A 12,736-nucleotide genomic window follows, 5' to 3' on the forward strand; every position below is an offset into this window, starting at 1 on the left:
TCCTCGAAACCTGTTCGCAACACACTCTTGACACGTTGCTGTGCTGATTCTTACAGTCCTGCACCAGGTTCACAAGTACGACCCCGGTTCACATACGTGAAAATGAAGGGCTCCGACGATGCGCCGTAGAACTGCCACAACCATCGCGACACTGAGTGTGGTCGCGTTGCTTGCAGGCTGTGGAAGTTCGAACACGCCCACGTCGACCAAGGACCCGAACAAGCCCCTCGAGGTGTGGACCCGCTCGACGGAGGCAACGGCGAAGGTCTACGAGAAGATCTTCAAGTCGTTCACGGACAAGACCGGCGTCAAGGTCGACTACAAGCCGATCTTCAACGACTTCGACAAGCAGGTGCAGCAGCGCGCCGCGTCGAAGGACCTCCCCGACGTCGTCATCACGGACACCGGCTCGCTCGGCAACTTCGTCAAGCAGGGCTGGACGACCGAGGTCAAGCGCGAGGACATCGCGGGCGGCGGCGACATCGTCGATCGGGCCTGGAACAACGCCAAGGGTGCGGACGACAAGTACTACGGCATTCCTTACTCCACGCAGGCGATGGTCACGCTGATCCGCAAGGACTGGCGCGAGAAGCTCGGCAAGCCGGTCCCGACGACGTGGGAAGAGCTCGACGACCTGGCCCGCGCGTTCACCAAGAACGACCCGGACGGCAACGGGCAGAACGACACCTACGGCATGCTCGTCCCCGGCACGGTCGACCGCGGCTACCTCGCGTGGTGGGCGTCCAGCTACATCTGGCAGGGCGGCGGCGACATCCTGGAACAAGAGGGCGGCGGCAAGTTCTCCGTCGGCATCGACTCGCCCGAGTCGACCAAGGCGGTCGAGCGGCTGCGCAAGCTCTTCTGTGAAGACAAGGTCATGCAGCCGGGCTCGCTGACGTTGAGCACGAACGACGCGCACCCGCTGTTCGAGGCGGGCAAGAGCGGTATCTACCTCACCGGCCCGTACATGATCGGCCGCTTCGACAAGTCGATCGGCAAGGACAAGTACGAGGTCATCGCGTCTCCGCGCGGCCCGGCCGGTGCCACGGTCCTGGGCGAGGGCGAGGACATCTACCTGATGGCCGGCTCCGCGAAGACCGCCGACCAGAAGAAGCTCGCCGAGTACCTGATCACGCCCGAGGCGCAGCAGGCCGGCATGAAGGGCGACCCGCAGCCGGTGGTCCGCCTGCCCGTCAACAAGAACGTCGACGTCAACGCGACGTACAACGATCCGCGGTGGGCGACCGTGGCGGGCGTGTACAAGAGCGAGGCGCGGCCGTTCCCCAGCGTTCCGAACTTCACCCCCTTCCGGCAGAAGACCTCGGAGACCTTGAACTCGATCTTCGCCAAGTGCCCGGCCGACTCGTCGGCTGAGCTCAAGACCCTGGCGGAGGCGCTGAAGAAGGAGCTCGAGAACCAGAAGGCGTCGCAGTGACGGCAGTTCGTTCCGTCAGCGACACCCAAGACGTGGGCTCGACGGCTAGTGGCGGCGGTGCCGTCGAACCCAGCAGAGGCGGCGCCGCCGGCGTCGCCTCACGGGAGCCACCTTCGTCCCGTGGCTCTTTCTCCTCCCAGCCGCTCTGATCTTCCTGGTCTTCAAGTTCATCCCGATGGCGGAAGGGATCCGGCTCTCGCTCTTCGAGGTCCGGCCCTTTCTCGGCGACATCTTCGTCGGCTTCAAGAACTACGCCACGATCCTGCAGGACGAGAAGTTCCTGACGGCGTCGTGGCACACGCTGGTCCTGGCCGGTGGGCAGACGCTCGGTGCGATGCTCATCGGCTTCTTCCTGGCACTGCTGCTGGAAGGCCACGCCAAGTCGCTGTGGTTCGTCCGGTCCGCGGTGTTCCTGCCGGTGGTCGCCGCGACGGCGGTCATCGGTGAGATCTGGCGCCTGTTCTTCTACCCGGCGCCGGAAGGCTTTCTGAACGACCTCATCTCGTGGGTCGGTCTGGGGCCGTGGGAGTACATCAGCAGCCCGGACACCTCGCTGGTGTCGGTCATGTTCGTCGGCATCTGGAAGCACGCGCCGTACGACATGGTGCTGATCCTCGCCGGGCTCGCCGGCATCGACCGCCAGCAGTACGAGGCCGCCGCGATCGACGGAGCCTCGACGCCGCAACGGATCTGGAACGTCACGCTGCCGGCGCTGCGTCCGGTGATCACGATTCTCCTGACGCTGGCGGCGATTCGCGGCCTGCGGGTGTTCACCGAGGTCTACGTCCTGACCGGCGGTGGTCCGGCCGGGTCGACCGACGTCTGGATGACCCGCGTGTACACCACGGCGTTCGAGCAGTCCGAGGCCGGTCTCGCCTCGGCTGGCTCCGTGGTGTTGTTCCTCGTTACTTTGGTGATGACGGTCAGCGTGCAGTGGTACCGCCGCAAGAAGGAGGCGCGATGAGCAGCATCAACTCCAGCCGCTTCGACAGCGCCCTCGGCTGGTCCACCCGATCGGACGCGTGGCTCAGCAAGGGCGTCCGGGTCTTTTTGAGCGCCCTCGCTGTAATCCTTTTCTGCGGTCCGTTGCTGGTCATCTTCTCCGGCGCGTTCGACCACAACCCGGACCCGACCAAGCTCTCGGTCATCCCGGACAACCCGTCGCTGATCAACTTCCAGGTGGCGGCGGAGAACAAGATCTGGCACTACCTGGCGAACTCGCTGATCATCGCCGGGGGTGCTCTGCTGTTGCAGCTGGCGGTGAGCGTGTTCGCCGCCTACGCGTTGGCGCGCAAGAAGTTCCGCGGTCAGGCCATCGCGTTGCTGGTCATCCTTGCCACGATGATGTTGCCGGAGGAGGTCATCGCGATCCCGCTGTCGCTGGTGATCGGAGACCTACCGCTGGTGCACGTGAGTCTCAAGGGCACCCTGCTCGGCGTCATCCTCCCCCTGGGGGCGTGGGGTTTCTCCATCTTCGTCATGACGGAGTTCATGAGGGAGATCCCCGCCGAACTGGAGGAAGCGGCCAAAGTGGACGGTGCCGGGGAGCTGCGGCTGTTCGCGCAGATCATCCTCCCGCTGTGCAGGCCCGCGCTCGGCGTCATCGCCGTGTTCGGCTTCAACATGATTTGGGAGCAGTACCTGCTCCCCCTGATCGTCGCCGCTGACCCCTCCGATTACACGCTCACGGTCGCACTTCTCGCGCTCAGATCCGATGATCAGGTCGGGACGGGCATCGTGCTGGCCGGAGCGTTGCTGGCGCTGGTACCGAGTCTCGTCGTGTACCTGTCGCTGCAGAAGTCCTTCCTGCGTGGGATCACCACCGGAGCGATCAAGGGATGAGTGTCTGGTATGCAACTCGATGGTGTGCTGTTCTTTCCGGTGACCCCGTTCGACACCGAGGGGAACATCGCGTTCGACGTGCTGGCTGAGCACGTCAAGCACGGTGTCTCCGCCGGCCCGGGCGCGGTGTTCGCCGCGTGCGGCACCGGCGAGTTCCACGCGTTGGGGCTGGAGGAGTTCGAGCGCGCGGTGTCGGTGGCGGTCGAGGCGACCGCGGGCAAGGTGCCGGTGTTCGCCGGTGCGGGCGGCTCGGTCGTGGCGACCAAGCAGTTCGTGCAGGCGGCGGAACGCGCTGGTGCGCAGGGCATCCTGCTGCTGCCGCCGTACCTCGTGACCAACCCGGCCGCCGGGCTCGTGCGGTACGTGAAGGAGGTCGCGGGCGTCACCGAGCTGCCGATCATCGTGTACCAGCGCAACAACGCGCGGTTCACGCCCGAGACCGCCGTCGAGGTCGCGCAGATCCCGAACGTGGTGGGCTTCAAGGACGGCATCGGCGACCTCGACCAGATGCAGCGGATCGTGCTGTCCGTGCGTGCCAACGTTGACAAGCCGTTCCAGTTCTTCAACGGCCTGCCGACCGCGGAGATGACGCAGCTCGCGTACCGGGGGATCGGGGTCGAGCTGTACTCGTCGGCGGTGTTCTGCTTCGCGCCGGAGATCTCGCTGGGCTTCTACAACGCCGTGCAGGCGGGCGACACCGAGCTGGTGAACCGCTTCCTGTTCGAGTTCTACAAGCCGCTGGTCGAGCTGCGCGACAAGGTTCCCGGCTACGCCGTCGCCCTGGTGAAGGCCGCGGTGCGCGCGAACGGTCTCGACGTCGGTGGCGTGCGGCCGCCGTTGATCGATCCTTCGGACGAGCACCTGGCCGCTCTCGACAAGATCATCGCTGCGGGCAAGGCACTGCTGGCCTGAGGGAGCTGTCGCTGTGAAGATCACCGAGATTGTTCTGACACCGATCGCGTTCCGGGACCCGCCGCTGCTGAACGCGGCCGGCGTGCACGAGCCTTGGGCGCTGCGCACGATCGTCGAGGTGCACACCGACGAAGGCATTTCGGGGTTGGGGGAGACCTACGGCGACCTTGGGCATCTGCAACGCTCACGGTCCGTTGTGGACTCCCTGATCGGCCTTGACGTCTTCGCCCTGAACGAGATGCACGCGCGGGTCGCCGCTCTTCTCGGTGGCAAGGCCGCGCCGGACAAGCACGGGCTGACCGGGAAGATCACCGCGGAGAGCGCCGTCGACCGGGTGTACTCGCCGTTCGAGGTGGCGTGCCTGGACATCCAGGGCAAGGCTCTCGGGCGCCCGGTGCACGACCTGCTGGGCGGCGCTGTTCGTTCGTCGGTGCCTTACTCCGCTTACCTGTTCTACAAGTGGGACGGGCACCCCGGCGCCGAGCCGGACGAGTGGGGCGAGGCGATCGACCCCGCCGGCATCGTGGCGCAGGCCTCGAAGATGATCTCCGAGTACGGGTTCGGGTCGATCAAGCTCAAGGGCGGTGTCTTCCCGTCGGAGCAGGAGATCGAGGCGATCCGGGCGTTGCGCGAGGCGTTCCCGGACCACCCGCTGCGGCTGGACCCGAACGCGGCGTGGTCGGTCGCGACGTCGCTGAAGGTCGCGGCCGAGCTGGACGGCGTGCTGGAGTACCTGGAGGACCCGACGCCGGAGATCTCCGGGATGGCCGAGGTGGCTCTCAAGGCGCCGATGCCGTTGGCCACCAACATGTGCGTGGTCGCGTTCGAGCACCTGAAGCCGTCGGTGGAGCAGGACGCGGTGCAGGTCCTGTTGTCGGACCACCACTACTGGGGTGGTCTGCAGCGGTCGCGTCAGCTGGGCATGATCTGCCAGACGTTCGGCATCGGGCTCTCGATGCACTCGAACTCGCACCTGGGTATCTCGTTGGCTGCCATGACACATCTGGCCGCCGCTACGCCGAACCTCAACTACGCGTGTGACACGCACTACCCGTGGAACGCTCAGGACGAGGTCGTGGAACCGGGTGTGCTGTCCTTTGTGGATGGTGCGGTGCCGGTGCCGGTGACTCCGGGCCTCGGTGTGTCGCTGGATCGCGACGCGTTGGCGCGACTGGCGGAGAACTACATCCGGTGCGGCATCACGGCGCGGGACGACACGGGCTACATGCAGAAGTTCGACCCCAGCTATGAGAGGAAGCGTCCCCGGTGGTGAAGTCAGTTGTCCACGCCTATCCGTGGGACCTGATCGGGGACCCTGAGGCCGTTGCGCGGTACCAGGGTCTCGGGGTGGACGCGATCGCCCTTGCCGCGTCGTACCACACCGTGCGGGCTGCAACTCCGTTGCACCCTTCGCACCGGCTGGTCGACGCGCGGCACGCGGCTTTCTACCTGCCGGTGCGGTCGTCGAACTTCGGCCGGCTCGTGCCCGCTGAACCGTCCTGGATGGACTCGTCGAACTCCTTCGGTGAAGCGGCTGCTTTGGTTCGTGCGGCTGGGCTTCCCGTGTACGCGTGGACGGTGTTGACGCACAACTCGCGGCTGGGTGACCTGCACCCGGATGTGACGGTGGTGAACGCGTTCGGGGATCGGTACCCGTACGCGCTGTGCACCGCGCAGCCCGACGTCGTGGAGTACACGTCGGTGCTGGTGTCCGAGGTGCTGGAGCTCGGTGCGCCGGACGGGATCATCCTGGAGGCCGCGGGGCCGCTCGGGTTCTTCCACGGCGGGCACCACGAGAAGACCGACGGCACGGACTGGAACCCGGTGCAGCAGAAGCTGTTGTCGCTGTGCTTCTGCACTGCCTGCACCGCCCTGTACGCCGACCCGGATGCCCTGCGTGAAGCGGTCCGGGCCGGGGTTGATCGCGGCGCGTCCAGCGTGGAGGAAGCGTTGGGCGCGCTCGCAGATGACGTGCGTGCCGTGCGCACTGGGGTTGTCCGGTCGCTGCGGTCTCGGCTGGTGTCCGAGATTCGTGCTGTCGCGCCTTCCGTTCGGGTCGGCATGCACGTGACGGCCGATCCTTGGGGTACCGGGCCGTTCGCGACCGTGGCCGGTGGTCTGGATGCGGACATCGACGTGCTGACGACGATGTGCTGGCCTGGTCCTGAGGTCGCCGTGCCGGGCATCGAGGCTCTGCGCGCGGCCGCTCCGGACACGCGGATCGCCGCGTACGTGCTCGGGTTGCCGCCGAAGCCCGCTGACGGTGCCGCGCTGTCGAAGGAGTGGCTGGCTTATCTGGATGCCGGGGTGGAGGAGTTCCACCTCTACCACGGGGGTCTCGCGTCCGCGGCGAGGCTGGAAGCTTTGCGAGAGGCTGTAACCGCCGTCAGCCGGTAACTGTGAAGCGAACCCGTTGCAACCCTTAGTGCTCGTGGTTCCGTCCTCTGAACATGAGGCACATAGGAACCGTAGTTGGCACTGGCGTCCTGCTGCTGGTGATCTCGGCCTGTGGCAGTGCGCAACACGAAGGCACTGGGGCAGGTGGCGGTCCAACGTTGCCGACCGCCACCTCACCCTCTGAGGTGCCACCGAACATCGCACCCGGAGAAGTACCGCCCGACGGCAAACCGGTGACGAAGCTGGACACCAGCGCTTTGTCCCCTGACTATCCGCACACGGTGTGGACACAGGGTGACGGCCGGACCGTCGGCGTCATCGCCCAGGAGGGCGGGTGCGGCAAGGCGAGCGCGTCCGTGCTGGAGCAAACCGCTTCCGCGGTGAAGATCGAGCTCGTCGAGACGACACCGCTGACCAAGCAGATGTGCACCATGGACATCCGCTTCCCTCCGCTGACGGTGCAGCTGTCCGAGCCCCTTGGTGAGCGCACGGTCGTGCTGACGTCGCGGCAGGACCAGAAGTAGGGCACAGAAGTAGACCCTCCCCCCACGGTGCCCGGTCGGCCTCTGCCCCGTCGGCCGGGCATCTCCTTCTTCACCTGGCCCCTTGGCCCGGTTTGCAAGGATGGTGCGCATGAGAAACGTCGTCGCTGCCGTTGCTCTCGCCGCTGCTGTGTCGGGAGCGCTGGCGGGCTGCTCATCCGGCACGCAGTCGAGCGCGCCCGGATCCTCGTCCGGCTCGTCCAGCGGTGCGCCCACGACGGGCACGTCCGCGCCTGGATCCTCCGGCTCGAACCCGGCCACCCCGCCGGTGCAGCCTCCGGTCTCGATCTCGGAGGAGAAGCCGGTCGTGCCGCCCAACGTGACGCCGGTGGCCAAGGAGAAGGTCGACACGACATCGTTGTCAGACACCTATCGCGACGAGGTCTACGTCTTCGGCGACGGCGCCGACATCGAGGTCTTCGGCGTCGGTGGTGGCTGCAAGGAGGCTCGGGCCGAGGTGTCCGGCCAGTCCGCCGACCTCGTCCAGATCACGCTGGTCACGATCACCAAGCAGCCTCCGGGCATGGTGTGCACCCAGGAGATCCGCCAGGTGCCGCTGACCGTCCGCCTGGCCGCCCCGCTCGGCAACCGCCGCCTCGTCCTGGAGTCCCGCGAAGAGACCGGCTGATATATCGCATATCGCCGACGCTCCAGACCTCTCGCGTTCGCGGTCTTCGGCCGTTCAGGCGGCGCACCACATGCCCTCGCGTGCGCCGCCTCGTTGCCGGACCGCGAGGGGCGCCTGCGTCGCCGGCGCCCCTCGCGCCCTTCCGCGCAGACGGTCCCGCTGGCCACTAGCCCGCCAGGAACTCCACGCGGTTGCCGACCCCGTCGAACGTGTGGAACCGGCGCCGCCCCGGAATCTCCGCCGCGTCCGCCCAGACCACCGGATGACCGGCAGCTCCAACAGCCTCGGCGACCTCGTCGACATCGACGACGAACGCCGGGTGCGCCTTCCGCGCGGGCCGGAAGTCCTGCTCGACACCCACGTGCACCTCGCCACCGCCGGGCACCTCGAACCAGCACCCGCCCCGAGCCGCGAGCAGCGGCGGCTTGGGCAGTTCGACCCACCCGAGCACCCCGCCGTAGAACGCCCGCTGCTCGTCCTCCGAGCCCGCCGGACACGCCACCTGCACGTGATGAATCACCGCGACCTCCGCCCGTCCAAAAAAGGACAAGCGTACTGCTAATTCGGCCAGTACTTGCTCTCGGCCACGCCGTTCCGGTTCAGGTTGACAGGGCCGCTGCACGTGTCCGGGTGGTCGGTCTCGCACACCTGGATCTTGAGGCGGTCGAACCCGCCGATCAGATCGGGATCCCCGAGGGTGACGTCGCTGAACGACCTGTCCTGGCCAGGGTGCGCGGTCCGCGTGTCGCTGTCGACCTTCGTATCGCCGGCGTAGGCGGTGAAGAAGACCGTCGAGGACACGATTCCGCCGTCATCCTGAATGTGGCCCTGGAGCGTGGCGGTCCGGTTCGCCCAGACCACCGCCCCGACGCTGTGTGCCTCGTAGCCGACACTGCTGACATCCCAGATGTCGTTGGGCCACGCGCTCGCCCCGGCCTGCCCGGCTTGGGTGAACGACAGCACCAGCGCTCCGGCGGCCATCGCGGCGTTGCCCTGGGCACCACCCACTGACTCAGGTGATACCCAGGGCGGCTTTGTCGGGGAATCTAACGCCGGAAGCTGATCTGGAGGGTCGGGGCGGACGTCTCGGCGAAGAAGTCGTTGCCCTTGTCGTCGACGACGACGAAGGCGGGGAAGTCCTCGACCTCGATCTTCCACACCGCTTCCATGCCGAGCTCCGGGTACTCCAGCACCTCGACCTTGCGGATGCAGTCCTGGGCCAGGCGAGCCGCAGGGCCGCCGATGGAACCCAGGTAGAAGCCACCGTGGGTGTTGCACGCGGAGGTGACCTGCTTGGAGCGGTTGCCCTTGGCGAGCATCACCAGTGAGCCACCAGCCGCCTGGAACTGCTCGACGTAGGAGTCCATGCGGCCCGCGGTGGTCGGTCCGAACGAACCGGAGGCGTAGCCCTCGGGCGTCTTGGCCGGACCGGCGTAGTAGACCGGGTGGTCCTTGAGGTACTGCGGCATCTCCTCGCCGGCGTCGAGGCGTTCCTTGATCTTGGCGTGCGCGATGTCGCGGGCCACGACCAGCGGGCCGGTCAGCGAGACGCGGGTCTTCACCGGGAGCTTGGTGAGGACCTCGCGGATCTCCGCCATCGGGCGCGTGAGGTCGATGCGGACGACCTCGTCGGACAGGTCCTCACCCTCGATCTCGGGCAGGAACTGGGCCGGGTCGCGCTCCAGCTGCTCCAGGAACACGCCCTCGGGCGTGATGCGGGCCTTGGCCTGGCGGTCGGCCGAACATGAGACCGCGACGCCGACCGGGAGCGAGGCGCCGTGCCGGGGCAGGCGGATGACGCGCACGTCGTGGCAGAAGTACTTGCCGCCGAACTGGGCGCCGATGCCGAAGTTGCGGGTCAGCTCCAGGACCTGCTGCTCCAGGTCCTTGTCGCGGAACGCGTGGCCGGCCGCCGAGCCCTCGGCAGGCAGGTTGTCGAGGTAACGCGCCGAGGCGAGCTTCGCGACCTTGAGGTTCTGCTCGGCGGACAGGCCGCCGACGACGACCGCCAGGTGGTACGGCGGGCAGGCGGCCGTGCCGAGCGAGCGGAGCTTCTCGTCCAGGAACGAGGCGAGCCGCTTCGGGTTCAGCACCGCCTTCGTCTCCTGGTAGAGGAACGTCTTGTTCGCGCTGCCGCCGCCCTTGGCCATGAACAGGAACTCGTAGACGGGCTCCTGGCCTGGCTTGTGGAAGACCTCGATCTGCGCGGGCAGGTTCGTGCCGGTGTTCTTCTCGTCCCAGAACGTCACGGGAGCCATCTGCGAGTAGCGCAGGTTGAGCTCCTGGTAGGCCTCGAAGACGCCGCGGGCGAGGGCCTTCTCGTCGTCACCGCCGGTCAGGACGGTCTCGGAGCGCTTGCCCATGATGATCGCCGTGCCGGTGTCCTGGCACATCGGCAGCACGCCGCCGGACGAGATGGCCGCGTTGCGCAGCAGGTCCATCGCGACGAAGCGGTCGTTGCCGGACGCCTCGGGGTCGTCGATGATCTTGCGCAGCTGGGCGAGGTGCGACGGACGCAGCAGGTGCTGGATGTCGCGGATGGCTTCCTTCGCGAGCAGCGTCAGCGTCTCGGGGGCGATCTCCAGGAACTTGCGGTCACCGGCCTCGATCAGCTTCACCCCGTCGGAGGTGACGAGGCGGTACTCGGTCTCGGTGTCCTTCGCGAGCGGCAGGACGTCCGTGTACTCGAAAGTGGTGGGCACGATGTACACAACTCCAACGGTGTGCAGTTCGGATCAGAAAACCGTACCGCCATCAAAGGGACGCCTTGATGTGATCCCCGCCCGCCGCGCTGTTCCGTACCCCACAAATACGGAAGGCCGGGGCGGCCCCCGGCCGTCCCGACCTTCCTTCGATGGCGACTGTCCCTGTCACGACATGAGGTGAAGGGCGTCGCGAAGCTTGGTAACGCCCGACCGTGCCGTGAGTTGAGTCACAAGTCAATACTGCCGGACGAGTGACGTCCGAACCGTGACTACGAGGCGTAGGCGCGCAGCTTCGCGGCGCGTTCGCCCTGGCGCAGCTTCGACATGACCTCGCGCTCGATCTGGCGCACCCGCTCGCGCGACAGGCCGAACCGCTTGCCGATCTGGTCCAGCGTGCGGGGCTGACCGTCCTCCAGGCCGTAGCGCAGCCGGATCACGGCCTGCTCTCGCGGCTCGAGGGTCGCCAGCACGCGGCGCAGGTCGTCCTGCAGCAGGCCGGAGATGACGGCGCTCTCGGCGTCGGTCGCGTCCGAGTCCTCGATGAAGTCACCGAGGGGAGCGTCCTCCTCCGTGCCGACCGGCATGTCCAGCGATACCGGGTCACGAGCGTGGTCGAGCAGGTCGGCGACCTTGTCGACGTTGAGGCCCGCTTCCTTCGCGAGCTCCTCGTTCGTCGCCTCGCGGCCGAGCGTCTGGTGCAGGTCGCGCTTGATCCGCGCCAGCTTGTTCACCTGCTCGACGAGGTGGACGGGGAGGCGGATGGTGCGGCCCTGGTCGGCCATGCCGCGGGTGATGGCCTGGCGGATCCACCACGTCGCGTAGGTCGAGAACTTGAAGCCCTTGGTGTAGTCGAACTTCTCGACCGCGCGGATGAGACCCAGGTTGCCTTCCTGGATCAGGTCGAGCAGCGGCATGCCGCGGCCGGTGTAGCGCTTGGCCAGCGAGACGACGAGGCGCAGGTTGGCCTTGAGCAGGTGGTCCTTGGCGCGGCGGCCGTCGCGGACGAGTTCCCCCATCTCGTCGCGACGGGTCGGGGTGAGGCGCTTGGCCGTCTCGAGGACGTGCTGCGCGAACACACCGGCCTCGATGCGCTTCGCGAGCTCCACCTCCTCCTCGGCGGTGAGCAGCGCGGTCTTGCCGATTCCGTTCAGGTAGACTCGAACCAGGTCGGCTGCTGGACCTTGGGCGTCGAGTTCGTGCTCGACGACGGCGGGCGTGTTCTCTCCGACTTCACGGTCGGAGATCCTCGTGACGGTCATGGATCTCCCTCCCCCTGCTGCGGGCGACGCTTCTGCCGGTCAGGCCTGTATCTCCTGATCGAACAGTCGCGCGTGGCGGTCAAGGCGGCGCGGCGCTGCGCCCTGGTTGCCGGTTGCGGCGGGCCCGCTCGGGATCCCATCGCTAGCTGGCTGATACCTGGGTAACGAACCCGATTCCGAATTCGTTCCCGACTTCCTGACTTGAAGACGTCGCCGCTGTCACACGCGTTGCGCGAGTAATCTGAGGATTGGCTGAGAACCGTTTAGCCAAGAGGCCGACTACACCTCGATGAGCACGGTGAACGGGCCGTCGTTCACGCTCCGTACCTTCATCTCGGCTCTGAATCGTCCCGTTTCGACCCGCGCGCCCATTTGGCGGAGTTCCTGCACGACGGCGTTCACCAAGGGTTCCGCGTGCTCGGGCCGCGCGGCCGCCGTCCAGGACGGGCGGCGGCCCTTGCGCGTGTCCCCGTAGAGCGTGAACTGGCTGACGACCAGCAGCGGAGCACCTGTCGACTCGCACGACCGCTCGTCGTCGAGGATGCGCAGACCGTGCAGCTTCTGCGCCATTTTGCGGGCGTGCCCGGCCCCGTCGTCGTGGTGGACGCCGAGCAGCACCAGCAATCCGGGCTCGTTGATCGCACCGACGATCTCACCGGCGACTTCCACGCTCGCTTCTGTGACGCGCGCCACAACTGCTTTCACGCGGGAATCAACATTCCGTGCCGGATGAGATCGCGAACGATCGGCAACGCGGCTTCTGCATCGATTTCTCCGTAAGCGAACTCCAGGAGTGCGAGCAGGTCCTCGAGCGGAAGCGAGCCGTTGCAACCGGCGACGAGCTTCGCGGTCGCCTCGTCGACCTCGTGCTGCCAGCCCGGCCCGTCGGTGCGGTGCAGCCGGGCGACGACCTTGCGCCAGCCCTCGTCGCCCGGCTCCGACACCTCTTCGAGCAGCACGGTGTCCGCTGCTGTACTGCTCGATGAACCTGCCGATCGCGGTGTGGCTCATGCGCT

13 protein-coding genes and 1 pseudogene are annotated in these 12,736 nt (G+C 67.0%); 8 read left to right on the forward strand and 6 right to left on the reverse strand.

All coding sequences use genetic code 11. The annotated features are described in order from the left end of the window. Positions 1 to 157: 157 nt before the first annotated feature. The 8 genes from ABZX92_RS11640 to ABZX92_RS11675 all read left to right on the forward strand — a co-directional run bounded on the left by ABZX92_RS11640 (position 158) and on the right by ABZX92_RS11675 (position 7,756). Positions 158 to 1,435, forward strand: a complete 1,278-nt coding sequence (locus ABZX92_RS11640; RefSeq protein WP_355556855.1) for a sugar ABC transporter substrate-binding protein — start codon at positions 158 to 160, stop codon at positions 1,433 to 1,435. 175 nt (positions 1,436 to 1,610) lie between these two features. Then, a complete protein-coding gene (locus ABZX92_RS11645; RefSeq protein ID WP_355556858.1) occupies positions 1,611 to 2,399 on the forward strand; it encodes a sugar ABC transporter permease in 789 nt (262 codons plus the stop codon). Further along, positions 2,396 to 3,277: a carbohydrate ABC transporter permease gene (locus ABZX92_RS11650; protein WP_355556861.1), complete on the forward strand. Its 882-nt coding sequence runs from the start codon at positions 2,396 to 2,398 to the stop codon at positions 3,275 to 3,277. Before ABZX92_RS11645 ends, ABZX92_RS11650 begins: the two co-directional genes overlap by 4 nt. 9 nt (positions 3,278 to 3,286) lie before the next feature. After that, complete coding sequence (locus ABZX92_RS11655; protein WP_355556864.1) at positions 3,287 to 4,189, forward strand: 5-dehydro-4-deoxyglucarate dehydratase; 903 nt, start codon at positions 3,287 to 3,289, stop codon at positions 4,187 to 4,189. A gap of 13 nt (positions 4,190 to 4,202) precedes the next feature. Next, positions 4,203 to 5,462 carry a glucarate dehydratase family protein gene (locus ABZX92_RS11660; protein ID WP_355556867.1) on the forward strand — a complete coding sequence of 420 codons (1,260 nt, stop codon included), beginning with the start codon at positions 4,203 to 4,205 and terminating at the stop codon, positions 5,460 to 5,462. Beyond that, positions 5,459 to 6,586, forward strand: a complete 1,128-nt coding sequence (locus ABZX92_RS11665; protein ID WP_355556869.1) for a hypothetical protein — start codon at positions 5,459 to 5,461, stop codon at positions 6,584 to 6,586. The genes ABZX92_RS11660 and ABZX92_RS11665 overlap by 4 nt, the downstream gene beginning before the upstream one ends. Before the next feature lie 185 nt (positions 6,587 to 6,771). Continuing rightward, the gene (locus tag ABZX92_RS11670; RefSeq protein ID WP_355556871.1) at positions 6,772 to 7,110 is read left to right on the forward strand and encodes a hypothetical protein; all 339 of its coding nucleotides are present in this window, start codon (positions 6,772 to 6,774) and stop codon (positions 7,108 to 7,110) included. A gap of 109 nt (positions 7,111 to 7,219) precedes the next feature. Next, on the forward strand, positions 7,220 to 7,756 hold the full coding sequence (locus ABZX92_RS11675) for a hypothetical protein (protein WP_355556874.1): 537 nt from the start codon (positions 7,220 to 7,222) through the stop codon (positions 7,754 to 7,756). Positions 7,757 to 7,922: 166 nt separating this feature from the next. Here the strand turns inward: ABZX92_RS11675 and ABZX92_RS11680 are convergent, their stop codons facing one another. The 6 genes and pseudogenes from ABZX92_RS11680 to ABZX92_RS11705 form a co-directional block, all read right to left on the reverse strand. Further along, complete coding sequence (locus tag ABZX92_RS11680; protein WP_355556877.1) at positions 7,923 to 8,276, reverse strand: glyoxalase; 354 nt, start codon at positions 8,274 to 8,276, stop codon at positions 7,923 to 7,925. Positions 8,277 to 8,314: 38 nt separating this feature from the next. After that, the gene (locus tag ABZX92_RS11685; RefSeq protein WP_355556878.1) at positions 8,315 to 8,764 is read right to left on the reverse strand and encodes a hypothetical protein; all 450 of its coding nucleotides are present in this window, start codon (positions 8,762 to 8,764) and stop codon (positions 8,315 to 8,317) included. 38 nt (positions 8,765 to 8,802) lie between these two features. Further along, on the reverse strand, positions 8,803 to 10,461 hold the full coding sequence (locus tag ABZX92_RS11690; RefSeq protein ID WP_355556884.1) for a fumarate hydratase: 1,659 nt from the start codon (positions 10,459 to 10,461) through the stop codon (positions 8,803 to 8,805). 269 nt (positions 10,462 to 10,730) lie between these two features. Next, positions 10,731 to 11,720: a sigma-70 family RNA polymerase sigma factor gene (locus ABZX92_RS11695; RefSeq protein ID WP_266042085.1), complete on the reverse strand. Its 990-nt coding sequence runs from the start codon at positions 11,718 to 11,720 to the stop codon at positions 10,731 to 10,733. Positions 11,721 to 11,999: 279 nt separating this feature from the next. After that, on the reverse strand, positions 12,000 to 12,425 hold the full coding sequence (gene dtd / locus ABZX92_RS11700) for a D-aminoacyl-tRNA deacylase (RefSeq protein ID WP_355556881.1): 426 nt from the start codon (positions 12,423 to 12,425) through the stop codon (positions 12,000 to 12,002). Beyond that, positions 12,422 to 12,685, reverse strand: a pseudogene (locus ABZX92_RS11705) (SAM-dependent methyltransferase); the annotation flags it as partial. The gene dtd and the pseudogene ABZX92_RS11705, both read right to left, overlap by 4 nt. Positions 12,686 to 12,736 lie beyond the last annotated feature (51 nt).

The sequence above is a fragment of the Lentzea sp. NPDC006480 genome (assembly GCF_040611995.1).
Lineage (GTDB): Bacteria > Actinomycetota > Actinomycetes > Mycobacteriales > Pseudonocardiaceae > Lentzea.